Annotated in this window: 22 protein-coding genes; 11 read left to right on the forward strand and 11 right to left on the reverse strand. The window is 69.5% G+C overall.

Translation table 11 applies throughout. The features are described 5' to 3' along the window. Positions 1-4: 4 nt before the first annotated feature. Positions 5-919 (reverse strand): ACP S-malonyltransferase, encoded by a 915-nt coding sequence (locus tag SGFS_RS39420; protein WP_286257022.1) that lies wholly within the window; start codon positions 917-919, stop codon positions 5-7. Positions 920-1,008: 89 nt separating this feature from the next. Next, complete coding sequence (locus SGFS_RS39425) at positions 1,009-2,211, reverse strand: PucR family transcriptional regulator (protein WP_286257023.1); 1,203 nt, start codon at positions 2,209-2,211, stop codon at positions 1,009-1,011. Between the two features lie 102 nt (positions 2,212-2,313). Between SGFS_RS39425 and SGFS_RS39430 the strand changes: the two genes are divergently transcribed. Further along, the gene (locus SGFS_RS39430) at positions 2,314-2,973 is read left to right on the forward strand and encodes a pirin family protein (RefSeq protein ID WP_286257024.1); all 660 of its coding nucleotides are present in this window, start codon (positions 2,314-2,316) and stop codon (positions 2,971-2,973) included. 236 nt (positions 2,974-3,209) lie between these two features. On the opposite strand, the gene SGFS_RS39435 is transcribed toward SGFS_RS39430, so the two are convergent. The 3 genes from SGFS_RS39435 to SGFS_RS39445 form a co-directional block, all read right to left on the reverse strand. Beyond that, positions 3,210-4,994, reverse strand: coding sequence for a protein kinase domain-containing protein (locus SGFS_RS39435; protein ID WP_286257025.1), 1,785 nt, complete (start codon positions 4,992-4,994; stop codon positions 3,210-3,212). 73 nt (positions 4,995-5,067) lie between these two features. Beyond that, the gene (locus SGFS_RS39440; protein WP_286257027.1) at positions 5,068-5,895 is read right to left on the reverse strand and encodes a serine hydrolase domain-containing protein; all 828 of its coding nucleotides are present in this window, start codon (positions 5,893-5,895) and stop codon (positions 5,068-5,070) included. A gap of 21 nt (positions 5,896-5,916) precedes the next feature. Beyond that, positions 5,917-6,387 (reverse strand): GNAT family N-acetyltransferase, encoded by a 471-nt coding sequence (locus tag SGFS_RS39445; protein ID WP_286257028.1) that lies wholly within the window; start codon positions 6,385-6,387, stop codon positions 5,917-5,919. Positions 6,388-6,484: 97 nt separating this feature from the next. On the opposite strand from SGFS_RS39445, the gene SGFS_RS39450 reads away from it, so the two are divergent. Together SGFS_RS39450 and SGFS_RS39455 are read left to right on the forward strand one after the other, a co-directional pair. Continuing rightward, entirely contained in the window at positions 6,485-6,961 is a 477-nt protein-coding gene (locus tag SGFS_RS39450; RefSeq protein ID WP_286257030.1) for a MerR family transcriptional regulator, read from the forward strand. Beyond that, the gene (locus SGFS_RS39455) at positions 6,958-7,995 is read left to right on the forward strand and encodes an aldo/keto reductase (protein ID WP_286257031.1); all 1,038 of its coding nucleotides are present in this window, start codon (positions 6,958-6,960) and stop codon (positions 7,993-7,995) included. Before SGFS_RS39450 ends, SGFS_RS39455 begins: the two co-directional genes overlap by 4 nt. Positions 7,996-8,086: 91 nt before the next feature. On the opposite strand, the gene SGFS_RS39460 is transcribed toward SGFS_RS39455, so the two are convergent. The 3 genes from SGFS_RS39460 to SGFS_RS39470 all read right to left on the reverse strand — a co-directional run bounded on the left by SGFS_RS39460 (position 8,087) and on the right by SGFS_RS39470 (position 11,017). Continuing rightward, a complete protein-coding gene (locus SGFS_RS39460) occupies positions 8,087-8,950 on the reverse strand; it encodes a DUF4429 domain-containing protein (RefSeq protein ID WP_286257032.1) in 864 nt (287 codons plus the stop codon). Positions 8,951-9,024: 74 nt separating this feature from the next. Beyond that, positions 9,025-10,233, reverse strand: coding sequence for an alpha/beta hydrolase (locus tag SGFS_RS39465; RefSeq protein WP_286257033.1), 1,209 nt, complete (start codon positions 10,231-10,233; stop codon positions 9,025-9,027). A 124-nt stretch (positions 10,234-10,357) separates the two neighbouring features. Continuing rightward, entirely contained in the window at positions 10,358-11,017 is a 660-nt protein-coding gene (locus SGFS_RS39470) for a TetR family transcriptional regulator (protein WP_286257035.1), read from the reverse strand. Positions 11,018-11,116: 99 nt separating this feature from the next. On the opposite strand from SGFS_RS39470, the gene SGFS_RS39475 reads away from it, so the two are divergent. Beyond that, complete coding sequence (locus SGFS_RS39475) at positions 11,117-12,745, forward strand: MFS transporter (protein ID WP_286257036.1); 1,629 nt, start codon at positions 11,117-11,119, stop codon at positions 12,743-12,745. 514 nt (positions 12,746-13,259) lie between these two features. Here SGFS_RS39475 and SGFS_RS39480 read toward each other — a convergent pair. Together SGFS_RS39480 and aceE are read right to left on the reverse strand one after the other, a co-directional pair. Next, complete coding sequence (locus tag SGFS_RS39480) at positions 13,260-14,018, reverse strand: ion channel (protein ID WP_286257037.1); 759 nt, start codon at positions 14,016-14,018, stop codon at positions 13,260-13,262. A 71-nt stretch (positions 14,019-14,089) separates the two neighbouring features. After that, positions 14,090-16,822: a pyruvate dehydrogenase (acetyl-transferring), homodimeric type gene (aceE, locus tag SGFS_RS39485; RefSeq protein ID WP_286257038.1), complete on the reverse strand. Its 2,733-nt coding sequence runs from the start codon at positions 16,820-16,822 to the stop codon at positions 14,090-14,092. 414 nt (positions 16,823-17,236) lie between these two features. Between aceE and SGFS_RS39490 the strand changes: the two genes are divergently transcribed. The 6 genes from SGFS_RS39490 to SGFS_RS39515 all read left to right on the forward strand — a co-directional run bounded on the left by SGFS_RS39490 (position 17,237) and on the right by SGFS_RS39515 (position 21,948). Continuing rightward, positions 17,237-17,677, forward strand: coding sequence for a DUF3052 domain-containing protein (locus SGFS_RS39490; protein WP_286257040.1), 441 nt, complete (start codon positions 17,237-17,239; stop codon positions 17,675-17,677). A 174-nt stretch (positions 17,678-17,851) separates the two neighbouring features. Beyond that, a complete protein-coding gene (locus SGFS_RS39495; protein ID WP_286257041.1) occupies positions 17,852-18,310 on the forward strand; it encodes a peroxiredoxin in 459 nt (152 codons plus the stop codon). Positions 18,311-18,423: 113 nt separating this feature from the next. Next, a complete protein-coding gene (locus tag SGFS_RS39500; RefSeq protein ID WP_286257042.1) occupies positions 18,424-18,999 on the forward strand; it encodes a TerD family protein in 576 nt (191 codons plus the stop codon). Positions 19,000-19,211: 212 nt separating this feature from the next. Beyond that, a complete protein-coding gene (locus tag SGFS_RS39505; RefSeq protein ID WP_286257043.1) occupies positions 19,212-19,787 on the forward strand; it encodes a TerD family protein in 576 nt (191 codons plus the stop codon). 125 nt (positions 19,788-19,912) lie between these two features. Further along, complete coding sequence (locus SGFS_RS39510; RefSeq protein ID WP_286257044.1) at positions 19,913-21,055, forward strand: DUF475 domain-containing protein; 1,143 nt, start codon at positions 19,913-19,915, stop codon at positions 21,053-21,055. A 155-nt stretch (positions 21,056-21,210) separates the two neighbouring features. Continuing rightward, positions 21,211-21,948 (forward strand): TerD family protein, encoded by a 738-nt coding sequence (locus SGFS_RS39515; RefSeq protein WP_286257045.1) that lies wholly within the window; start codon positions 21,211-21,213, stop codon positions 21,946-21,948. Between the two features lie 103 nt (positions 21,949-22,051). On the opposite strand, the gene SGFS_RS39520 is transcribed toward SGFS_RS39515, so the two are convergent. After that, the gene (locus tag SGFS_RS39520; protein WP_286257046.1) at positions 22,052-22,882 is read right to left on the reverse strand and encodes a TerD family protein; all 831 of its coding nucleotides are present in this window, start codon (positions 22,880-22,882) and stop codon (positions 22,052-22,054) included. A gap of 190 nt (positions 22,883-23,072) precedes the next feature. On the opposite strand from SGFS_RS39520, the gene SGFS_RS39525 reads away from it, so the two are divergent. After that, the gene (locus tag SGFS_RS39525) at positions 23,073-24,239 is read left to right on the forward strand and encodes an HpcH/HpaI aldolase/citrate lyase family protein (protein WP_286257047.1); all 1,167 of its coding nucleotides are present in this window, start codon (positions 23,073-23,075) and stop codon (positions 24,237-24,239) included. Positions 24,240-24,282 lie beyond the last annotated feature (43 nt).

The raw sequence follows: 24,282 nt of genomic DNA on the forward strand, positions 1-24,282 counted from the left end.
CTTTTCAGGCGCTGTGGTCAGCGATGAGCTGGCGAGCAGCGTCGAGGTCGTCGGGGGTCTTCAGCGCCACCGTCGCCACGCCGGGCAGCGCGCGCTTGGCGAGACCGGTGAGCGTGCCGCCCGGGCACACCTCGACGAGCGCGGTCACGCCCAGTGCCTTGAAGGTCTCCATGCACAGGTCCCAACGGACCGGGTTGGCGACCTGGCCGACCAGACGGGAGAGCACCTCGGCGCCGTCGGCGACGGCCTGCCCGTCCTTGTTCGAGACATAGGTGACGGTCGGGTCCGCGGGCGCCAGCTCCTCGGCGGCCTTGGCGAGCACCTCGACCGCGGGGCCCATGTGGTGCGTGTGGAAGGCGCCCGCGACCTTGAGGGCGACCACACGACGTACGCCCTCGGGCTTGTCGGCCTCCAGGGCGGCGAGCTGCTCCAGCGTGCCGGCGGCCACGATCTGGCCCGCGCCGTTCACGTTCGCCGGGGTCAGCCCCAGCTTCTCCAGATGCGGGACGGTCACCTCGGGGTCGCCGCCGAGCAGCGCGGACATACCGGTCTCGGTGATCGCGGCGGCGTCGGCCATGGCCAGGCCGCGCTTGCGTACGAGGGACAGGGCGGCCGTGTCGTCGAGGACACCCGCGAACACGGCGGCGGTGATCTCACCGACGCTGTGACCCGCGACCGCGCCCGGAGAAACGTCACCGAGCGCCGTGGCGGACAGCAGACCGGCCGCGACCAGCAGCGGCTGCGCCACCGCGGTGTCACGGATGGCGTCCGCGTCGGCCTGTGTGCCGTAGTGGGCGAGGTCCAGACCGATGGCGTCCGACCACGCGCCGATACGGTCGGCGGCACCGGGGAGTTCGAGCCAAGGGGTCAGGAAGCCGGGCGTCTGGGCGCCCTGGCCGGGAGCGACGAGTACGAGCACTCTCACACTCTCTCTTGGGGACGGCTCAAGCCGCCCGTGGGGACAGGGACGAAGAACGCGTAGGGGTTTTGTAGGGCCCCGACAAAACCCTAGAGCTGGGGATCCCCATCCACCAGACGCCCCAGGATCAGCGCGATCCTCAGCGTGAACGCAGAGCGTACATCGGAGGGCGACCACCCGGTGACGTCAGTCACACGTCGAAGCCGGTAGCGCACGGTGTTGGGATGCACGAACAGCATCCGGGCCGCGCCCTCCAGACTCGACGCCTGTTCGAGATAGACGCTGAGCGTTTCGAGCAGTGCCGAACCGGCCTCCTTCAGCGGTCTGTAGATCTCCTCCACCAACTGCTCACGGGCGCTCGGGTCTCCCGCCATCGCGCGCTCCGGAAGGAGATCGTCCGCCAGCACCGGCCGAGGCGCGTCCTGCCACGCCGAACAAGCCTTCAATCCCGCGGCCGCGGCCTGCGCGGACCGGGTCGCGGCCAGCAGGTCGGGCACGATCGGCCCGGCCACGACGGGCCCCGCCGCATATGGCCCGATCAGCGACTTCGCGACCTGCAACGGGTCGTTCCGCCCGCCCGCGATCACCACGAGCCGGTCGCCCAGCACCCCGGTGAGCACCTGCACCTTGGCGTGCCGCGCGGCGCGCCGGATGGCCTCCACGGTCAGCTCGCTGTCGCCGTCCGGGGCGGTGCCGAGGACCACGCACACATGGTCGGGCGAGTTCCACCCGAGGGCGGCAGCCCTGGACACGGCGCCCTCGTCGGCCTCCCCGCTGAGCACGGCGTTCACGACCAGGGACTCCAGCCGGGCGTCCCAGGCGCCGCGGGCCTCGGCGGCCTGCGCGTACACCTGAGCGGTGGCGAAGGCGATCTCCCGGGCGTAGACGAGGAGCGCCTCGCGCAGCACCGACTCGTCGCCGGGCGCGGCCACCTCGTCGATGGCGGACTCCATGACCTCGATGGTGGTGCGCACCATCTCGACGGTCTGCCGAAGCGTGATCGCCCGGGTCAGTTCACGCGGCGCGGTCCCGAAGACATCCGTCGAGATGGCCTGCGGGGCGTCCGGATACCGGAACCACTCCGTGAACGCGGCGATACCGGCCTGGGCGACCAGCCCGATCCACGACCGGTTCTCGGGCGGCATCGCCCGGTACCAGGGCAACGTCTCGTCCATACGCGTGATGGCCTGCTGCGCGAGGCTTCCGGAAGACTTCTCCAGCCGCTTCAGGGTCGCCGCGTGCGCGTGGACGTACGGTGTGGGTTCGGGTTTGCTGGCTTCGGGTTCGGGCACGGGACAAGACTGCCTCATCGGGCCCCCGACATGCGGCGCGGGTCGACAAGCGGCGCCGGGGAAGTGCCGGCACGCACCCCGGCACCGCTTACCGTGGAGTACGTGATCGACGTCAGGCGCGCCGAAACGCGCTACCCCGGCGGGGACCCGGAGGCCGGGATCGCCTCCCTGCACGCCTTCTCCTTCGGCGCGCACTACGACCCCGACAACCTCCGCTTCGGCGCGCTGATCGCCTGCAACGAGGAGCGGCTCGCCCCCGGCGCCGGCTTCGACGAGCATCCGCACAGCCACACCGAGATCGTCACCTGGGTGGTCGAGGGCGAGCTGACCCACCGGGACACGACCGGCCACGAGACCCTGGTCCGCCCCGGCGACGTCCAGCGCCTCAGCTCGGCGGCCGGCGTACGGCACGTCGAACGCAACGACGCCTCGCAGCCGTTGACCTTCGTCCAGATGTGGCTGGCCCCCCTGGGCCCCGGCGGCGACCCCGCGTACGAGATCGCCCGCGGCCTGGCCGACTCCAGCCCGTACGCCCTCCCGGAGGCGGGCGCGACGCTGCACGTACGGCGGCTGCGGCCCGGGCAGCGGGCGGCGGTGCCGGACGCGCCACGCGTGTACGTCCACGTGGTGCGCGGCACCGTCCGGCTGGGGCCGCACGAGCTGGGCCCCGGGGACGCGGCGCGGGCGGCGGAGGAGAAGGGGCTGGAGCTGCTGGGGGTGTCGGAGGCGGCGGAGGTGCTGGTGTGGGAGCTGACGGAGTGAGTGAGGTCACCCGGGGCGGGCCCTAGGGCCTGTCGTCAAATTCCCGTCGTCCGCCCGGAGGGCGGGCCGCGCGGCGGCGTGGGGGTACCTCCCGCTCGAGCGGAGCCGAGAGTGGGGGAGCGTGCTCTCGGCCTGCCGGGCGCAGGCCCTCGTACTGGTAGTACGTGGGTCTGTGTCCGGTGCGGTGAGAGTGTGTGCATGGCCTCGCGCGGCAGGCGGGAATTTGACGACAGGCCCTAGGACCCCGAGGCCTCCTCCGCGTTGCGCCAGATCGTGAGGTCGACCGAGACGTAGTCGCTGGGGTCGCCCTCGGGGGCGGTGCCCCGGTAGGTGACTAGGGCGATATGGCCGGAGCCGGTGTGCACGCACAGCTGGCTGCCCTTGGAGAGCTGCGAGAGCGAGACGGTCTCGGCGTACCGGGTCTCCTCGCGGCAGGTCTTCAGGGAGCCCTGCTGGGCGTTGTTCAGCAGGACGATCTTGTCGTTGCCGCTGCGCAGGGCGTCGTCCGAGTAGTACAGGTCGCTGTAGTAGATGGAGGTGTCGTCGTCCTGCGGCTTGGGCGGGGAGTCCTCGAACTGCACGTAGTACTCGGCGGGGATGTTGATGCCCTTGTACGTCACCGGCTTCGGGTCGGGCAGCGGCTTGGTGCTCGTGGAGCTCGAACCGCCCGAGCCGTTCGCGCTGTCGTCCGAGTCGCCGATGCTCTTCAGAACCGACGCGCAGCTGCCGAGCCAGAACAGCCCGACCACCACCGCGATGCCGATCCCGACCCAACTGCCCGCGGTCCTGCGCGGCTTGACGGGCAGGGGGTGCGGCTGAGGATGCCGGTGCCAGGTGTGCGGCGGCTGCGGGTAGGGCACCTGGTGGCCGGTCGGCACGGTGTGCGGCCCCGGCTGCGGGTGGTACGGCATGGTCGGCTGCGGGGCGTACGGCGTCGACGGCGGACCCGGCGGGGGCGGGGTCGCCGGACCGGCGTGCCCGGCGTGCATGGTCGGGGCCGCGTGCACCGGCGGCGCGGCCTGGAGGTCCGGCCGGGTCACCGGGGCGGTGGCCGGTACGGGCGCGGGTGCCGCGGTCGGTGCCTCCGACGCCCTGTTCCGCTGGGCCAGCAGCTCCGCCGACGCCGAGACCCGCCGGGTGATGTCGGCGCCGATCGCCTCCGGCAGCCAGGAGCCCGACTGCACCAACGGGGTGGGCGACGCGGCCTGGCACAGGGCGACGACCTCGGCGGGGGAGGGCCGGTCGGCCGGGTCCTTGGCCAGGCAGCGCTCGATGAAGCGCAGTTCGTCCGGGAGACCGCTCAGGTCGGGTTCCTCGTGGACGATCCGGTACAGCACGGCGTGCGAGGGGCCCTCGCCGTACGCGCCGGTGCCGCGCGCCGCGTACGCGGCCACCTGGCCGAGCGCGAACACGTCCGACGCGGGCGTCACCGGCTTCCCGGCCGCCTGCTCCGGCGACATGAACGCCGGCGTACCGATGGACACACCGGTGCCGGTCAGGGCGGTGGCGTCGGCGGCGCGCGCGATGCCGAAGTCGATGACCCGGGGCCCGTCGGCGGCGAGCAGCACGTTGGACGGCTTCAGGTCGCGGTGGACGATGCCCGCGCCGTGGATGACCGACAACGCCTCCGCGACTCCGGCGAGCAGCAGCAGGACCGAGGAGAGCGGCAGCGGGCCGTGCTCGGCGACCGCCGCGTGCAGCGACGGGCCGGGCACATAGGCGGTGGCCAGCCAAGGCTGCGCGCCCTCGGTGTCGTGGTCGAGGACCGGCGCGGTGTAGAGCCCCTGCACCCGCTGCGCGGCCTGGACCTCCTGCTTGAACCGGCGGCGGAACTCGGGGTCCTCGCCCAGCTCCGGCCGGATCGTCTTCAGCGCGATCGGATGCCCGCCCGGGGTGTACGACAGGTACACCGTGCCCATGCCGCCCGAGCCGAGCCGTGCCGCCAGCCGGTAGCTCGCCACGGCCTTGGGGTCGTCGACCTCCAACGGGCGGAACCTTCCGCCTGGTTGAACCGTGCCCATCAATCTCCCCCGAGAGCTCCGCAGTTGAGGCGTGTGTGCAGGGGGAGGTTAACCGAACTGATCGACGACGGTGTCAGCGACCGCTGCCGAGCTCGGCCAACACCGCGTCCGTGAACGGCGTCCACGCCTCGATCGCCCACGGCCCGAACGCCCGATCGGTCAGCGCCACACAGGCCACCCCCGCCACCGGGTCGATCCACAGGAACGTACCGGACTGCCCGAAGTGGCCGAACGTACGCGGCGACGACGAAGTCCCGGTCCAGTGGGGCGACTTGGCGTCCCGGATCTCGAAGCCGAGCCCCCAGTCGTTGGGGTTCTGGTGCCCGTAACCGGGAAGCACGCCCTTCGTACCCGGGTACTGCACGGTCATCGCCGCCGCGACCGTACGCGGGTCGAGCAGCCGGGGCGCCTGCACCTCGGCGGCGAACCGTACGAGGTCGTCGACGGTCGAGACGCCGTCCTTGGCGGGCGACCCGTCGAGAGCGGTGCCGGTCATCCCCAGCGGCTCCAGCACCGCCTGCCGCAGATACTCCGCGAACGGGATGTCCGCCGCCTTGGCGACATGGTCCCCGAGCACCTCGAACCCGGCGTTGGAGTACAGTCGCCGCTCCCCGGGCGCGGACGTCACCCGGTGCTCGTCGAAGGCGAGCCCCGAGGTGTGCGCGAGGAGATGCCGGACGGTCGACCCGGGCGGCCCGGCAGGCTCGTCCAGCTCGACCGCCCCCTCCTCGTACGCGACGAGCACGGTGTACGCGGCGAGCGGCTTGGTGACCGAGGCCAGCGGGAAGCGGTGCCCGGTGGGGCCGTACGACCCGAGTACGGTGCCGTCCGCGCGTACGACAGCGGCGGCGGCGGTCGGGACCGGCCAGTTCTCGATCAGGGCGAGGCTCTGCAGGGACATGCGTACGAGACTAAGCCGTGCTCACAGGCGCAGGCGCATCGAGGGGTCCGGTATGCGCTGGAAGCCCAGCGAGGCGTACAGCGGCGCCGCGGCGGGGGACGTGGTGAGGTCGACCTGGCCCGCTCCCTTCTCGCGGAACCAGTCGATCAGGGACTCCATGCAGGCGCGGGAGTAGCCCCGGCGGCGGGCGTCCGGGTCGGTGGCCACGCTGAACACGAAGCCGGTCGTGCCCTCGGGGTTCCGGGCCTTCCCGATGCGGTACTCGATCGTCCCCACCACCAGCGCGGCGAGCGCCCCCGGCCGCTCGGGGTGATCGACGACGAACGCCGCGAACTCCCCGTCGGACTCGGCGAGCCGGGCCCGTACGATCGGCAGGGACGCGGATTGCCACGCGGTGGACGTGTCCCCGCCGGGCAGCGAGTCGATCATCACCTGCCGCAGCCGCAGCACTTCCTCCGCGTCCTCGGCGGTGGCACGTCGCACAAGACTCATGCCCCGCACGCTAACCAGCGTGATCACGTGATGTCCTCAGGTTTTTCTCACCGGGTTCGCTTGCTTGGAGCGCACTCCAAGGTTTTAGCGTGGGGGCATGACGGTGATGGAGACCACCAGCACTACCAGTACCGACAGTTGTGCCGGACCGCCGCGCAGACCCCGGCGTCCGGACGGACAGGACATGTACACCATCAGCGAGGTCGTCGCCCTCACCGACCTCACCGCGCACACCCTGCGCTGGTACGAGCGGATCGGGCTGATGCCGCACATCGACCGCTCGCACACCGGCCAGCGCCGCTACCGCAACCGCGACCTCGACTGGCTCGACCTCGTCGGCAAGCTCCGGCTCACCGGCATGCCGGTCGCCGACATGGTCCGGTACGCGGAGCTGGTGCGCGAGGGCGAACACACCTACGGCGAGCGCTTCGACCTCCTGGAGGCGACCAGGCGGGACGTCCTGGCGCGGATCGCCGAACTCCGGGACACGCTCGCCGTGCTGGACCGCAAGATCGACTACTACGCAGCGAACACTGACGCCGACCAGGCCCTGGCGTCGGAGAGGGCTTCATGACGAACGGCACGACGGACGGCACGACGGACGGCCGGATCACAAAGGCACGGCTGGGGGCCGACGGGCCCGAGGTCGGCGTCCAGGGCCTCGGCTGCATGGGCATGAGCTTCGCGTACGGCCCCTCGGACGCGGGGGAGTCCCGCGCCACCCTGGAGCGCGCGCTGGAGCTCGGCGTCACGCTCTACGACACGGCGGACGCGTACGGGGCGGGCGAGAACGAGAGGTTCCTCTCCCCGTTCTTCAAGGCGCACCGCGACGAGGTCGTCATCGCCACGAAGTTCGCCCTGGCGATCGACCCGGACGACCCGACGAAGCGGACCATCCGCAACGACGAGCCGTACATACGCCAGTGCGTGGAGGCGAGCCTGAAGCGCCTCGACGTCGATGTGATCGACCTCTACTACATGCACCGCCGTGACCTGAACGTCCCGATCGAGGAGACCGTCGGCGTCATGGCCGACCTGGTCCGCGAGGGCAAGGTCAAGCAGCTGGGCCTCAGCGAGGTCACGGGCGCCGAACTCCGGGCCGCGCAGAGCGTGCACCCCATCGCCGCGCTGCAGTCGGAGTGGTCCCTGTTCAGCCGCGACATCGAGGCGAGCGTCGTCCCCGCGGCGCGCGAACTGGGCGTGGCCCTGGTCGCGTACTCGCCCCTGGGCCGAGGCTTCCTCACCGGCTCCTTCGCCAAGGCCGAGGACCTCACCGCCGACGACTTCCGCCGCCAGCAGCCCCGCTTCACGGGCGACAACGCCGCGGCCAACGCGGCCCTGCTGGCCCCCGTCCGCAAGGTGGCCGACTCCCACGGAGCCACACTCGGCCAGATCGCCCTGGCCTGGGCCCAACACCAGGCGACCGTGCACGCCCTCCCGGTGATCCCGATCCCGGGCACCCGCAGGCCGAGCAGGGTGGAGGAGAACGCGGCGGCCACGACGATCACCCTGACCGAGGAGGACCTGGCGCTGCTGGCCCCGATCGCGGAGAAGGTGACGGGGGACAGGTACGCGGACATGCGCTTCACATCCGCGGGCAGGGAGTAAGTGCGGCGCCCTGTAAGGGGCGCGGGGAACTGCGCGAGCGACCACGGACAACCCGCGGTCGGGGATGGCGAGAACTCCAGCGGCGATCCCCCTAAAGCTCCGCCAACAACTCCGCCTTCTTCACACTGAACTCCTCGTCCGTGACGAGCCCGGCCTCGTACAGCTCGCCCAGATGCCGGATCCGGTCGGCGATGTCGGCCGGATCCCGGCGGGGCGAGGCGGCAGCCAACGCAGGCGCACTCCCGGACCCCCCGGCGGAGCCGGACCGAACCGCCGCCAACACGGCAGCCGCGAACGGCAACGACTCATGCACCGGCCCGTACCCCAACCCGAAGACGACAGCGGCCGGATCCTGATCCGGCTGCCCCCGCTCGGCACCGTCGTCCCGCCGCAGCAGCCGCAGATGCCCTTCGAACACCTCCGGCGAACGCCACTCGACCCCGCTCAGCTCCTCCACGGCGAAACTCTGGTCCCCGGCCTTCCACTTCGCCGACGAGGCACCCGTCCAGAACCACCGGAACGACACCGCCCGCCCGTCGAAGGACGCCTTCGCGTCGTACGCCTTGAACTGCAACGGCACCTCGGGCGCCGCCACCAGGAACCGCTCGGCGGGCCCGGACTCGGTGAGCCGGGCGCGCAGTTCGTCGGCGTAGTACTCGGCGAGGGTCTCGCGCTCGGCGGGCAGGACCAGCCGGTACGGGTCGGACGACTCCTTGAGCTGGTCGGCGGCCGCCTCCATGAGGGGGTCGGCGCCCGGTCTCGGCACGGCGCGCAGAACGACGGTTCCCCGCTTCCCGGGCGCCAGGGTCACCCCCGCGATCGCCTCCAGGGGGATACGCCGCTCGCCGAGCGCCTGGAACAGCTTCGGCGTACGGATCCCCCGTTCGAAGCGGATGAGCACGGAGTCGGACTCGAACTCCCAGGCGGCGTGAGATCCGGCCAGTACATCACCCATGCGGCTCATCGTATGCGGGCGGGACGGCGAAGTCCCGACCGAGGCGAACAGCACTTTTCCGTCCTCTACGCGCGTCAGGTCGTCGCGCTGTCGGGTAGACCGGCCAGACACCTGTCATCCTCCTGTGCGCAGTGCACCGAGCGGTACGCGCCGATGCCGATTTCGGCGAAGTTGTACAGGCTCACCGTGCCCGGCTCGAAATAGCCGGTGTGCCCCACGGCGTCGGACGCGGACAACAGGCGGGCGCCGAACTCCTCGGAGACCGGGTCGGCGCCGTGGCCGAGCCCGCCGAGCTCCAGGTTCGGTACGTCCTGGATCCAGTCGTCGGCGTCGCGCATGGCCCACACCCGGGCGGTGGTGCCCAGTTGGGAGGCCTTCTCGACGCGCATGCCGGGGCTGCCGGCGACCACGATGTCGGTCACCCGCGACGGCAGCGAGCGCGCGCCGACCCCGCACACCACGGAGCCGTAGCTGTGGCAGTACAGGGCGACCGTGGAGTCGCCGGGGAGGGCCGCCACCAGCGCCTTCAGTCGGACCGAGCCCTGTTCGGCGCGCAGGGCGGTGGCCGAGTCGAGGCCGAGGCCGTTGGGTGCGGTGTAGTCGGCCCAGGCGATCACGGCGGTATGCGTCTTCGAACCGGTGGCGCGCTCCGCCCGGTAGAGGGAGTTGGCCATGCCGACGGGCGCCGAGTACTTGCGGTTGGTGCGCTGGAAGGTGATGACGTCGGTGTCGACGCCGGGCACGACGATCGAGACGCGCTCGGCCTTGTCGAGGTCGCCGAAGACCTCGGCGGCCCGGCCGGAGCCCTCGGGGTCGAAGGCCAGGATCTGGCGCTTCTTCGCGGCCAGGTCCGCGAAGCGGTGCATCCGGCGGCCGGCCTCGTACTGCCCGGCCTCGGTGAGCCGCTTGTCGTGCATGCGCGCGCGTTCCCGCGCGCTCTGCTTCTTCAGCGCGACACGGTTGGCGAGGTAGCGCAGTTCGACGGGGGCGCCGTTCATGTTGCCGACCGCGAGCGGATAGCGGTGGGCGAGCCGGTCGAGCTGCGCGTCGTCGAGCGAGGCGAAGAAAGCCGCCAGTTGGCGCGGGGACGAGTCGGCGTCCGGCAGGGCGTTACCGTCGAGGTGTCCGCGCTGCCACGCGGAGAGCGACGCCTGGAGCGGCGACTGCCCTCGGTGGCTGCGGATCGCCGTCCAGCCGGTGGTCGCCAGCATCACGAAGACGACGGCCAGCGCCAGGGATGCGCGCCAGACGTTCAGTTGCGGGGAGGAGTCGAAGGAAGTCACTGAAAGGACACACTAAGAGAACGGAAGGGTCTCGTGTTAACTGCGTGAGACGGATCACGTTTTGAGCACGAGGTTTCGTGCACTACGCAGAGATCGTTTCGGATCGGCCCGTTGTCCGTACGTTTCAGCCCGCACGCCACTTCCCCGCCAACGAGGGCCGTACGGCGTCGAGATACGTGGCGGTCAGCTCGCGCATGGCGTCCAGGCTGAAGTCGTCGCCGTAGGTCCAGTGGCGTTCTGTGACCCGGGTCACCCCGCCGAAGATGGCGACCGCCACTCGCGGCCGGGGGTCGGTCTCCACGTCGACTCCCTCGCGCTCGGCGATGATCCGCGCGAGCTCCTCGGCGACCTCCTCGGAGCGGCGCAGATGGGCGGCGAGGAGCGCCGGTGTCGACTCGATCAGCGGGTAGGTGCGCATATAGAGGTCGATGGGGACGACCTGCTCGATGGCCTCGCCGAGGGCGTCCCAGTCGTCGAGGACGGCGTTGCGCAGTGCCTCCAGCGGGGCCTCGTGGAGCGGACGGGCGCGCACCGACGCGACGAACACGGCCGTCGCGATGTCATGGACGGCGAGCGCCGCCTCCTCCTTGCCGGCGAAGTAGCGGAAGAAGGTGCGCTGGGAGACGTCCACGGCCTCGGCGATCTCGTCGACCGTCGTCGCCTCGTACCCCTGTGTCGTGAACAGCTCCAGAGCGACACGCAGTAGCGCGTCATGGGTGCGCCGCTTCTTGCGCTCCCGCAGGCCCGGCCGCTCCGAAGGCGTCGCGGTGGTCGCCGTGTCCATGAACCCTCGTTTCCGTTCGCCGAGCTGTGAGCGACGTGACAGTTACCGACTTGTGAACTCGTTTGTCAACTGTCAGCGACTGTCACTAACCTCGGCCGCATGACTAGTCAGACCACTGTCGACAAGACGGGACCGGGGGACAAGGCACCAGCAGCCCCGTCGGACCCGACACCGAACCAGGGACGGGGCCTGCGCGGCCATCCCTGGCTCACCCTCCTCACCGTGGCCGTGGGCGTCATGATGGTCGCCCTCGACGGCACCATTGTGGCGATCGCCAACCCGGCCATCGCCGAGGACCTCAAGGCGAGCTTCCCCGAGGTCCAGTGGATCACCAACGCGTACTTCCTCGCGCTCGCCGTCACGCTCATCACCGCGGGCAAGCTGGGCGACCGCTTCGGCCACCGCCAGACCTTCCTCATCGGCGTGGTCGGCTTCGCGGCCGCCTCCGGCGCCATCGGTCTGTCGAACTCGGTCGCCTTCGTGGTGACCTTCCGGGTCTTCCAGGGCCTGTTCGGCGCGCTGCTGATGCCGGCCGCGCTCGGCCTGCTGCGGGCCACCTTCCCCGCCGAGAAGCTGAACATGGCGATCGGCATCTGGGGCATGGTCATCGGCGCCTCCACCGCGGGCGGCCCGATCCTCGGCGGCTTCCTCGTCGAGCACGTCAGCTGGCAGTCGGTGTTCTACATCAACGTCCCCGTCGGCATCCTCGCCGTGACCCTGGGAGCCTTGATCCTGCTGGACCATCGCGCCGAGAACGCCCCGCGCTCCTTCGACATCCTCGGCATAGCCCTGCTGTCGGCGGCCATGTTCTGCCTGGTGTGGGCGCTCATCAAGGCCCCGGAGTGGGGCTGGGGCGATGGCCTGACCTGGGCGTTCCTGGTGGCGTCCGTGGCGGGCTTCGGACTCTTCGCCTTCTGGGAGACGAAGGTCGAGGAGCCGCTGATCCCACTGGCCCTCTTCCGCTCGGTCCCGCTGTCCGCGGGCGTCGTCCTGATGGTTCTGATGGCCATCGCGTTCATGGGCGGCCTCTTCTTCGTGACGTTCTACCTGCAGAACGTGCACGGCATGAGCCCCATCGACGCGGGCCTGCACCTCCTCCCGCTCACCGGCATGATGATCGTCGGCTCGCCGCTCGCGGGCGTGCTGATCACCAAGCTGGGCCCGCGCGTGCCGCTGGCCGGCGGTATGGCGTTCACCGCCATCGCGATGTACGGCATGTCGACGCTGGAGACGGACACGGGCAGCGCGGTGATGTCCCTCTGGTTCGCGCTCCTGGGCCTCGGCCTCGCTCCGGTGATGGTCGGCGCCACGGAGGTCATCGTCGGCAACGCGCCCCTGGAGCTGTCCGGTGTCGCCGGCGGACTCCAGCAGGCCGCGATGCAGATCGGCGGCAGCCTCGGTACGGCCGTGCTGGGTGCCGTGATGACGTCCAAGGTCGACAGCGACTTCGCGGGCAACTGGGCGGACGCGGGCCTCCCCCAGCTCAGCGAGGCCCAGATCGCCGGGGCCAAGCAGGCCGTCCAGCAGGGCATGGCTCCTCCGGCGCCCGAGGGCACCCCGGCGGAGATCGTCGCGAAGATCACCGGGGTCGCGCACGACACGTTCATCTCCGGCATGAGCCTGGCGTCCCTCGTCGCCGCCGGTGTGGCCGCCGTCGCGGTCCTGGTCGCCTTCCTGACCAAGCGCGGCGAGAACGCGGAGGCAGGCGCGGGAGTCGGGCACATCTAGGGCGTGTTTCGAAAGTGGCGTCGTCCGCCCGGAGGGCGGGGCCCGCGGCGTCTGGTGCGGTGCGTCGCAAGGCGGAGGGTCGTCCGCGTACTGGGCGTACGCGGACGATCCCGTCAACGCGGCGAGGTCCGTGCCAGGCGTCGCGGGGCAGACGGGACTTTCGAAACACGCCCTAGGGCCTGTCGTCGCGCGGCCCGCCCTCCGGGCGGACGACGGGAATGTGACGACAGGCCCTAGCCCCGCGCACCCGCACACCGACAACGGGCTTCCCGCGCCGGTTTGGCCCCGGGTTCCCCTATCAGAGTGACAACCCTAAAGATCGCTCGCCCCCGGCGCGCGCCGCGGGTCACAGTGGGTCACGCCCTCCGCACAACTGGGAGGGCGGGGGACTGTGGCGCGCTGCCGGAGGGGGGCAGCGCGCCGCGCCCCGGAGCTGTTTCAATGTGCGGTTCCGCCGCGTGGGCGCGATCAGCCGCGAAGCAGCCGCAGTCGTGGACGCACAGCAGCCCTACGGTCAGGGGCGAGTCTCCTCAACAGCTCGCGGAGCGTTTCGCAACGCCGCGACCTCGGCCCGAAGCGCCCGAACCTCGTCGGTCAACGCCGCTATCGCCGCCGTCTGCCGTCGCTCCTCCGCGTCGTCCTTCTCGAACCGCGATATGAACCACGCGGCGATGTTCGCGGTGACCACACCCAACAGCGCGATCCCCGACAGCATCAGCCCGACCGCCAGCACCCGCCCCAGCCCGGTCGTCGGCGCGTGATCCCCGTACCCCACGGTCGTCATCGTCGTGAACGACCACCACACCGCGTCGCCCAGCGTCTTGATGTTCCCGTCGGGAGAGTCCCGCTCCACCGACAGCACCGCCAGCGAGCCGAACATCAGCAGCCCGATCACCGACCCGCCGACATACGTCGTGAGCCTTATCTGGGACGCCATCCGCGCCCGCTGACCGACCAGCAGCAGCGTCGCCACCAGTCGCAGCAGCCGCATCTGCTGGACCATCGGCAGCAGCACCGCGAGCAGATCCAGCCAGTGCGACCGTACGAACTCCTTGCGCCGCTCGGACAGCAGGAGCCGTATGACGTAGTCCAGCGCGAACGCGGCCCACACCACCCACTCGACGACCTCGCACCACTCCCTGAGGTCCGTGCTCGCGTCGGGCCGCACGATCGGCACGGCGTACGCGATGGCGAAGGCCGCGGCCAGGCCGAACAGCGCCCGCTGCGTGTGCTGTTCCCAACGGGCCTGGGCCGATACCGCTCGCTGTTTCATGCTCGCATCGTAGAAAACGTGAAGGGGTGGTGAACCCGCAGGTTCACCACCCCTTGACATGTGCCCTTATATTATGCGTCGCCGCCCGCGGCCCCCGGGTCGGCCGCCGCCACGTCGAGCAGCTGGTAGCGGTCGACGGCCTGCTTCAGCACCGACCGGTCGACCTTGCCCTCGCGCGCCAGCTCGGTCAGTACCGCGACCACGATCGACTGCGCGTCGATGTGGAAGAAGCGCCGGGCCGCGCCCCGCGTGTCCGCGAAGCCGAAGCCGTCCGCGCCCAGCGACTGGTACGTGCCCGGCACCCACCGCGAGATCTGGTCCGGAACCGACCGCATCCAGTCCGAGACGGCCACGAACGGCCCCTCGGAGCCCGACAGCTTCTGCGTCACGTACGGGACGCGCTGGTCCTCCTCGGGGTGCAGCAGGTTGTGCCGCTCCACGTCGATCGCCTCGCGGCGCAGCTCGTTCCAGGAGGTCGCCGACCAGACGTCCGCCTTGACGTTCCACTCCGAGGCCAGCATCGCTTGCGCCTCGACCGCCCACGGCACCGCGACACCGGAGGCGATGATCTGCGCGGGGATCGCGCCCGACTCGCCGGCCTTGAAGCGGTGGATGCCCTTGAGGATGCCGTCGACGTCCACGTCGGCAGGCTCGGCCGGGTGCTGGATCGGCTCGTTGTAGACGGTGAGGTAGTAGAAGACGTCCTCGCTGTCCGGGCCGTACATCCGGCGCAGACCGTCCTTGACGATGTGCGCGATCTCGAACCCGTACGCCGGGTCGTACGCGACACACCCGGGGTTGGTCGACGCGAGCAACTGCGAGTGCCCGTCCGCGTGCTGGAGGCCCTCACCGGTCAGCGTCGTACGACCCGCCGTCGCGCCCAGCACGAACCCGCGCGCCAGCTGGTCCGACATCTGCCAGAACTGGTCGCCCGTGCGCTGGAAACCGAACATCGAGTAGAAGACGTAGACCGGGATGAGCGGCTCGCCGTGCGTCGCGTACGCCGAACCGGCCGCGATCAGCGAGGCCGTACAGCCCGCCTCGGAGATGCCGTCGTGCAGCATCTGGCCCGTCGGCGACTCCTTGTACGCGAGCAGCAGATCGCGGTCGACCGCCTCGTACTGCTGGCCGAGCGGGTTGTAGATCTTCGCGCTCGGGAAGAACGAGTCCATACCGAAGGTGCGGTACTCGTCGGGCGCGATCAGCACGAAACGCTTGCCGATCTCCTTGTCCCGCATGAGGTCCTTCAGCAGTCGCACGAACGCCATGGTCGTGGCGATCGACTGCTGACCGGAGCCCTTCTTCACACTCGCGTACGTCTTGTCCTCGGGCAGCGGCAGCGGCTTCGCGCGCACGACACGCGTCGGGACGTACCCGCCGAGTCCCTTGCGGCGGTCGTGCATGTACTGGATCTCCTCCGAGTCCCGGCCCGGGTGGTAGTACGGCGGCAGGCCGGACTCCAGCTCCTTGTCGGAGATCGGCAGGTGCAGGCGGTCGCGGAAGCCCTTGAGGTCGGCGACCGTCAGCTTCTTCATCTGGTGCGTGGCGTTGCGGCCCTCGAAGTTCGGGCCCAGGGTCCAGCCCTTGACCGTCTTGGCGAGGATCACCGTCGGCTGGCCCTTGTGCTCGTGGGCGGCCTTGTACGCGGCGTAGATCTTGCGGTGGTCGTGACCGCCGCGGCCCAGGTGCAGGATCTGGTCGTCGGTCATGCCCTCGACCATGGCGCGCAGCCGGTGGTCGTCACCGAAGAAGTGGTCGCGGATGTACGAGCCGGTCTCGGTGGCGTACGTCTGGAACTGGCCGTCCGGTGTGGTGTTCATCTTGTTGACCAGCACGCCGTCGCGGTCCTGCGCGAGCAGCGGGTCCCAGGTGCGGTCCCAGACCAGCTTGATCACGTTCCAGCCGGCGCCCCGGAAGACCGACTCCAGCTCCTGGATGACCTTGCCGTTGCCGCGCACCGGGCCGTCGAGGCGCTGCAGGTTGCAGTTGACGACGAAGGTCAGGTTGTCGAGGCCCTCGCGGGCGGCGATCGTGAGCTGGCCGAGCGACTCCGGCTCGTCCATCTCGCCGTCACCGAGGAACGCCCAGACGTGGGACTTGGAGGTGTCCGCGATGCCGCGCGCCTCCATGTAGCGGTTCATCCGCGCCTGGAAGATCGCGCCCAGCGGGCCGAGGCCCATGGACACGGTCGGGAACTCCCAGAAGTCGGGCATCAGCCGCGGGTGCGGGTACGAGGAGAGCCCGTACGGCGCCTTCGACTTCTCCTGGCGGAACGCGTCGAGCTGGTTGTCACCCAGTCGGTCCAGCAGGTACGCGCGGGCGTAGATGCCCGGCGAGGCGTGCCCCTGGAAGAAGATCTGGTCGCCGCCGTCGCCCTCGTCCTTGCCGCGGAAGAAGTGGTTGAAGCCCACGTCGTAGAGGGAGGCGGAGGAGGCGAAGGTCGCGATGTGGCCGCCCACGCCGATGCCCGGGCGCTGGGCGCGGGACACCATCACGGCCGCGTTCCAGCGGGTCGCGTTGAGGATTCTGCGCTCGATCTCCTCGTTGCCCGGGAAGAACGGTTCGGCCCTGGTGGGGATCGTGTTGACGTAGTCCGTGCTGCGCATCTCGGGCACGGCCACGCGCTTCTCGCGGGCTCGCTCGATGAGCCGGAGCATCAGGTAGCGCGCGCGCTCACGGCCGCGCTCGTCCACGGCGGCGTCGAGCGAGTCGAGCCACTCCTGGGTCTCCTCGGGGTCGAAGTCGGGGACCTGACTCGGAAGGCCGCCAATGATGATCGGATTGCGATCGGATCCGGAAGCCACGCTGTTCCTTCGCTGTCAGAGGGCCACTGTTGCAGGGCTCTGCCTATGTGCCTGCACCGTTCCCCATCGTGTACCTCGGGGCCGCAAACGTCATCTCTACCGTGAGGTAACCAGGACGGTGAACTTGTTCGGTAAACGGTAGTGAAGGTACGCGAAGGTGTTCGAGTCTCGTACTCTCGGATGGTTGCCGAATGCGCAAAACGGGCAGAACGGTGTGGCGTGCGTCACGCGGGTCTGTGAATCCGTGCCTGGAGTTGCGGCGACACGGCCGGGATCGTCACCGTTTCGGCGGTCTCGGAGGCTGGGTACTTGCGCGATCCGTCCCGCCCGTGTGGACTACGGCCAACGCTACGCGTACGCGCGTGGCTGATTCCCCGGGGGCAACCCCACCCGAACATGATCAGGAGGCAACCCGTGAGCGCGACCGCGGACCACGCGGAGGAGCGGACGAACCCTGCCGCGAGGCTGGGGTTCCAGCCCGAGCAGGTGGTCCAGGAGATCGGCTACGACGACGATGTCGACCAGGAGCTCCGCGAGTCCATCGAAGAAGTCGTAGGCAGTGAGCTCGTCGACGAGGACTACGACGACGTGGCCGATGCCGTCGTGCTGTGGTTCCGAGACGACGACGGCGACCTGACCGACGTACTGGTGGACGCCACCACGTACATCGAGGAGGGTGGCTCGATCCTGCTGCTGACGCCCAAGACCGGGCGGGACGGCTACGTGGAGCCCAGCGACATCTCCGAAGCCGCGACGACTGCGGGGTTGTCCGCGTCGAAGAGCGTCAGTGTCGGCAAGGACTGGAGTGGGAGCCGTTTGGTGACCCCGAAGGCGGCGAAGTCCGGCAAGAAGTAACCGCCTGAGAGCTCTGTGGGTTCTGTGCGAGGGCGGCCGCGGCGTCGTCGTGGCTTGTCGCGCAGTGCCCCGCGCCCCTTGAGGGGTACCCCTTCGGGGCCCCTCAAGGGGCGCGCCGTTTCTCCTGCGTAGGCTGGGCCACCCGAACAGCCCACGAAGGGACGCAGGAAAATCATGGCGATCCAGGTCGGCGACAAGGCCCCCGACTTCGAACTCAAGGACAACCACGGTGCCACCGTGCGGCTCTCCGACTTCCGCGGGGAGAAGAACGTCGTCCTGCTCTTCTACCCGTTCGCCTTCACCGGTGTGTGCACGGGCGAGCTGTGCGAGCTGCGCGACAACCTGCCGAAGTTCGTCAACGACGACGTCCAACTGCTGGCCGTCTCCAACGACTCCATCCACACCCTGCGGGTCTTCGGCGAGCAGGAAGCCCTGGAGTACCCGCTGCTGTCCGACTTCTGGCCGCACGGCGAGGTCAGCCGCGCCTACGGAGTCTTCGACGGGGACAAGGGCTGCGCGGTGCGCGGCACGTTCATCATCGACAAGGAGGGCGTCGTCCGCTGGACCGTCGTGAACGCCCTGCCGGACGCCCGCGACCTGAACGAGTACGTCGCCGCCCTCGACACCCTGTGATTGTTCGCCTCCAAGGCCTGCGGTTCTCGGGAACCCGTCACTAGGATCGAGACGTTGATCCGATACCAACGCACGACGGGGCTCCCCGCCCCTGAAACCAATGGGAGGACTTCGTGGGAGTCAGCCTCAGCAAGGGCGGCAACGTATCGCTGACCAAGGAGGCCCCGGGCCTCACCGCGGTCATCGTCGGTCTGGGGTGGGACATCCGCACCACGACCGGTACCGACTTCGACCTGGACGCCAGCGCGCTGCTGCTGGACTCGTCCGGCAAGGTCGGCAGCGACGGCAACTTCGTCTTCTTCAACAACCTCAAGAGCCCCGACGGCTCGGTCGAGCACACCGGTGACAACCTCACCGGTGAGGGCGAGGGCGACGACGAGCAGATCAAGGTCAACCTCGCCGGCGTTCCGGCCCAGATCGAGAAGATCGTCTTCCCGGTCTCGATCTACGACGCCGAGAACCGCCAGCAGTCCTTCGGCCAGGTCCGCAACGCCTTCATCCGCGTGACGAACCAGGCCGGCGGCGCCGAGATCGCCCGGTACGACCTCTCCGAGGACGCCTCGACCGAGACCGCCATGGTCTTCGGCGAGCTGTACCGCAACGGCGCCGAGTGGAAGTTCCGCGCCATCGGCCAGGGCTACGCCTCGGGCCTGCGCGGGATCGCCCAGGACTTCGGTGTGAACGTCTGAGCCACCGGGGAAGACCCCCAGGGCTCACCACGTCCGGCGCCGCACGTCGTCTTCGACTGCGGCGCCGGACGCGCTCGTAGGACCGCGCAGATCGGACCGCGCAGATCGGACCGCGCAGATGGGACCGCGCAGACGCGCGCGGGACCACGGCAGCGCACGCGACGACAACTGAACAACTGAGCAACTCAAGCTCGAAATCGGGGAGGACCAGCATGGGTGTCACGCTCGCCAAGGGAGGCAATGTCTCCCTCTCCAAGGCCGCGCCGAACCTCACGCAGGTATTGGTCGGGCTCGGGTGGGACGTCAGGACCACCACCGGAGCCCCCTTCGACCTGGACGCCAGCGCGCTGCTGTGCCAGGCCGGACGGGTGCTGGGGGACGAGTGGTTCATCTTCTACAACCAGCTCACGAGCCCGGACGGCTCGGTCCAGCACACCGGTGACAACCTCACGGGCGAGGGGGACGGCGACGACGAGTCGCTCATCATCGATCTCTCCAAGGTGCCGCTCCACTGCGACAAGATCGTCTTCCCGGTGTCCATCCATGACGCGGAGAACCGCGGCCAGGCGTTCGGCCAGGTCAGCAACGCCTTCATCCGGGTCGTCAACCAGGCCGACGGTCAGGAACTGGCCCGCTACGACCTCTCCGAGGACGCCTCCACCGAGACAGCGATGATCTTCGGCGAGCTCTACCGCTACAACGGCGAATGGAAGTTCCGGGCGGTGGGACAGGGGTATGCGTCCGGTCTGCGAGGCATCGCTCTGGACTTCGGAGTGAACGTCTCGTAGCGCTATATGCGCAAAAGCCGGGGCCGCGTGGGGCGCGAGGGGTAGCCGACTAGACTTCGGGTTCAAAGTTTCGTAAAGCCGCGCGTGGCGCGGGGGAGCCCCGTACTAACACGATTGGGTAGCCAGTGGTTCTGAAAACCTTCGGCTGGTCGTTCGCGGTCACCGCGCTCGGCTTGGTCGCAGCGGTTCTTTTCGGAGGGTGGACGGCCTTCGGTGTCGTGGCCATCCTCTCCGTCCTCGAGATCTCGCTGTCCTTCGACAACGCGGTGGTCAACGCCGGGATCCTGAAGAAGATGAATGCCTTTTGGCAGAAGATCTTCCTCACCGTCGGCATCCTCATCGCCGTCTTCGGCATGCGGCTGGTCTTCCCCGTCGTGATCGTCGCCATCAGTGCCAAGCTCGGCCCGATCGAGGCCGTCGACCTCGCGCTCAACGAGCCGAACCACTACGAGGAACTGGTCACCGACGCCCACCCGTCGATCGCCGCCTTCGGTGGCATGTTCCTGCTGATGATCTTCCTCGACTTCATCTTCGAGGACCGGGACATCAAGTGGCTGGCCTGGCTGGAGCGCCCGCTGGCCAAGCTCGGCAAGGTCGACATGCTGTCGGTCTGTATCGCGCTGGTCGTGCTGCTGGTCACCTCGATGACCTTCGCGAAGAACGCCCACCTCCACGCCGGGCACGCTGACAAGGCCGAGACGGTCCTGCTCGCCGGCGTAGCGGGCCTGATCACCTACCTGGTCGTCGGCGGCCTCTCCAGCTACTTCGAGGACAAACTCGAGGAAGACGAGGAGCGCGAGCACGAGGAGGAGGAAGAGGCGGAACGCACCGGCAAGCCGCGCTCGGCCGTCGCCCTCGCCGGCAAGGCCGCGTTCTTCATGTTCCTCTACCTGGAGGTCCTGGACGCCTCCTTCTCCTTCGACGGCGTCATCGGCGCCTTCGCCATCACCAACGACATCGTCCTGATGGCGCTGGGCCTCGGTATCGGCGCCATGTACGTCCGGTCGCTCACGGTCTACCTGGTCCGCCAGGGCACACTCGACGACTACGTCTACCTGGAGCACGGCGCGCACTACGCGATCGGCGCCCTCGCCGCGATCCTGCTCATCACCATCCAGTACCAGATCCACGAGCTCATCACCGGCTCCATCGGTGTCATCCTGATCGGCTGGTCCTTCTGGTCCTCCGTCCGCCGCAACAAGGCGCTGGCGGCCGCGGAGGGAAAAGCTGACGCCTCCGACAAGGAGGCGGTAGCGTCCGGAGTCTGATCCGGAACACCGGGCCGGTGTGACCGGTTCCGGAGTGTGACGGCCCTCCTGATGAGGGAACGCTCTGAGCGGGGCGGCCGACGAGGATGTCCTCGTCGGCCGCCCCGTGGCGGTTGACGGCAGTTGACGCGACGACACGGCGGGTGTGGGCGGGCATGAGTTTCTTCGACAACCTCTGGCGGGGGCGTGCGTCGGAGTTCGACGCGGGCAACGCGGCGACCAACGCCATCGAGCTGACCAAACGGCACCAGAGGGTGTCGCTCAGCAAGCAGAACGCCGCTGCGGGGCACCTGCGCGTCAACCTGTCCTGGCGGATGCGGACGTCCGACATCGGCGGGTTCCAGCGGCAGAGTGTGCTGAGGCATCCCTTCAGGGCGCTGAAGCCGGAGACCGTGCAGGCGCACAGCCAGAGCATGGTCAACGTCGACCTCGACCTCGGGTGTCTGTACGAGCTGGCCGACGGGACGAAGGGGGTCGTCCAGCCGCTGGGCGGCTTCCTCGGTGACATCAACGACCCGCCGTACATGCGGCTCAGCGGTGACGACCGGTTCGGGTCGGGGTCCGGCGAGACGATGTACATCAACCTCGACCACCGTGAAGCCTTCAAGCGGATGCTCGTCTTCGTCTACATCTACGACCAGACACCGGCGTTCGACCGGACCCACGCGATCGTCACGCTCTATCCCAGCAATGGTCCTCGGATCGAGATAGGACTGGACGAGCGGCACCCTCAGGCTCGGTCGTGTGCGGTGGTGATGATCGAGAACGTCAAGGGGGAGATCATCGTGCGCCGGGAAGTGAAGTTCGTCTACGGGTTCCAGGCGGAGCTTGATCGGTTGTACGGGTGGGGGTTGCAGTGGGGGCGGGGCTATAAGAGCAAGGTGGAGAAATGAAGGGGCGCCTTCGAGCTCGGGGCTTTGAGGTGCCTTGGCGACTGCGGGCCTGTGGGGGCTGATCGCGCAGATCCCCGCGCCCCTCACGGGGCGCGGCTCCCCCTCAGCGTCCGATGAACTGTGGCCCTTGCGGCGGCATTCTGAAGTTCGGGTCCGGGAGGGCCGCCGCCGTCGGCTGGGGATAGCCGTACGCCGGCTGCGGGTAGCCGTAGGCCGGGGCGTGCTGGGGCGGCTGTTGGGTGGGGGGTGCCGGGGGGTAGCCGTACGAGGGCTGGGACGGGACTCCGGTGGTGGGCTGCTCGGGGGGCAGGGGGGCCGAGATCTCCGGGGCCGGAGCCGGGGCCGGGGTCTGGGTCGTCGTCGCGGCCGCTGCTGCGGCTGCCGCCGCCTCCGACTCGTCGACCGAGATACCGAAGTCGGTCGCGAGGCCCTGCAGGCCGTTGGTGTAGCCCTCGCCGAGGGCGCGGAACTTCCAGCCGCCGCCGCGGCGGTACAGCTCGCCGCAGATCAGGGCCGTCTCCTCGCCGGTCTCCGGCTTGATGTCGAAATACGCCAGCGGTTCGGCATCGGCGACGGTGGCGTCGTACAGCAGGATGCGCAGCGACCGTACGCGATCGAACGTCACGTCTTCCGCCGATGCCACCAGGAGAATCTGGCCGACGGCGGACTCGACACCTGTCAGATCCGTCTGGATCGTGTCCGTCAGGCCCTCGGCCACGCGCTTCTTGCCGAGTCGCCACACCTTGCCGGAAGGGTGGCGTGGCTGGTTGTAGAAGACGAAGTCCTCGTCGGACCGTACCCGTCCGTCGGGCCCTAGGAGCAGCGCCGAGGCGTCGACGTCCGGGACACCCTGTCCGGGTGTCCAGCGCAGCACGGCGCGGACCGCCGTGGCTTCGATCGGGACGTTCGACCCCTTCAGCATCGCGTGCGTCATGCGGTCATCCTGCCCTCTCGGTCCTGATCACGACAACGCGGGGGCGGGGAATCGCTGGACAAACCGTCGAACGCTGGACACAGCTGAGTTACCAGAACTTCATGCCCGACGGGAACTGATGTCACAAGTTTGTACGTACTATTACCGGCCACCTTCACGCCGAGCCGATCAGTAGCCACGGGGGAACTCCATGCGTCATTTCGGGCACATCGCCCCTGAGGAGCGCCAGCGTCTCTTCCATCGAGAGCCGGTCGAGTTCCACGCGGACTCCCCGGCCCGGGTGCTCGCCGCCGCCCTCGGCGCCACGCTGTACAGCCCCGCCACCCGGGAGCGGTTGGCCGACGACATCGTGAAGCAGGCCGGGCGTGGAGTGGTCTCCATGGTGCTGTGCCTGGAGGACTCGATCGACGACTCGGAGGTCGAGCCCGCCGAGGAGAACCTGGTCCGCCAGTTCGCCGACCTCGCCGGACGGCCCGACGCCGAGCTTCCGCTGCTCTTCATCCGGGTCCGCTTCCCCGAGCAGATTCCCGACCTCGCGCGGCGCCTCGGCCCCGCCGTCCGGCTGCTGTCCGGATTCGTACTGCCGAAGTTCACCGAGGAGCGGGGTGTCGCGTTCCTGGAGGCGCTCACCATGGCCGAGGCGGCGAGCGGACGGCGGCTCTTCGCCATGCCCGTACTGGAATCTCCCGAACTGATGTACAGGGAAACGCGCGTAGAAGCGCTCCAGGGCATCGCCCACACCGTCGACAAGTACCGCGACCGCGTGCTCGCGCTGCGCCTCGGCGTCACCGACTTCTGCTCCTCCTACGCCCTGCGCCGGGCGCCCGACATGACCGCGTACGACGTCCAGATCGTGGCCTCCGTGATCGCGGACGTGGTGAACGTGCTCGGGCGGGCCGACGGCACCGGGTTCACCGTCACCGGGCCGGTCTGGGAGTACTTCCGGGTCCAGGAGCGCATGTTCAAGCCGCAGCTGCGCACCAGCCCCTTCCTCGCCAACCGCGAGCTGTCCCTGCGCGAGTCGCTCATAGAGCACGCCCTGGACGGGCTGCTGCGGGAGATCTCCCTGGACCAGGCCAACGGCCTGCTCGGCAAGACCTGCATCCACCCCTCGCACGTTCTGCCGGTGCACGCGCTGTCCGTGGTCAGCCACGAGGAGTACGGCGACGCCCAGGACATCCTGCGGCCCGAGCGTCACGGCGGCGGGGTCCTGCGCTCCGCCTCCCGGAACAAGATGAACGAGGTCAAGCCGCACCGCGCCTGGGCGGAAAGGGTTCTGCAGCGAGCGGATGTCTTCGGCGTCGCCCGGGAGGACATTGGATTCGTGGACCTGTTGGCCGCGGGCCTGCCCGACTGAGAGCCGGTGTGCCTTCCCAGCCGGTGTGCCTTTCCGCGCCCGC

This window comes from Streptomyces graminofaciens (assembly GCF_030294945.1).
GTDB lineage: Bacteria > Actinomycetota > Actinomycetes > Streptomycetales > Streptomycetaceae > Streptomyces > Streptomyces graminofaciens.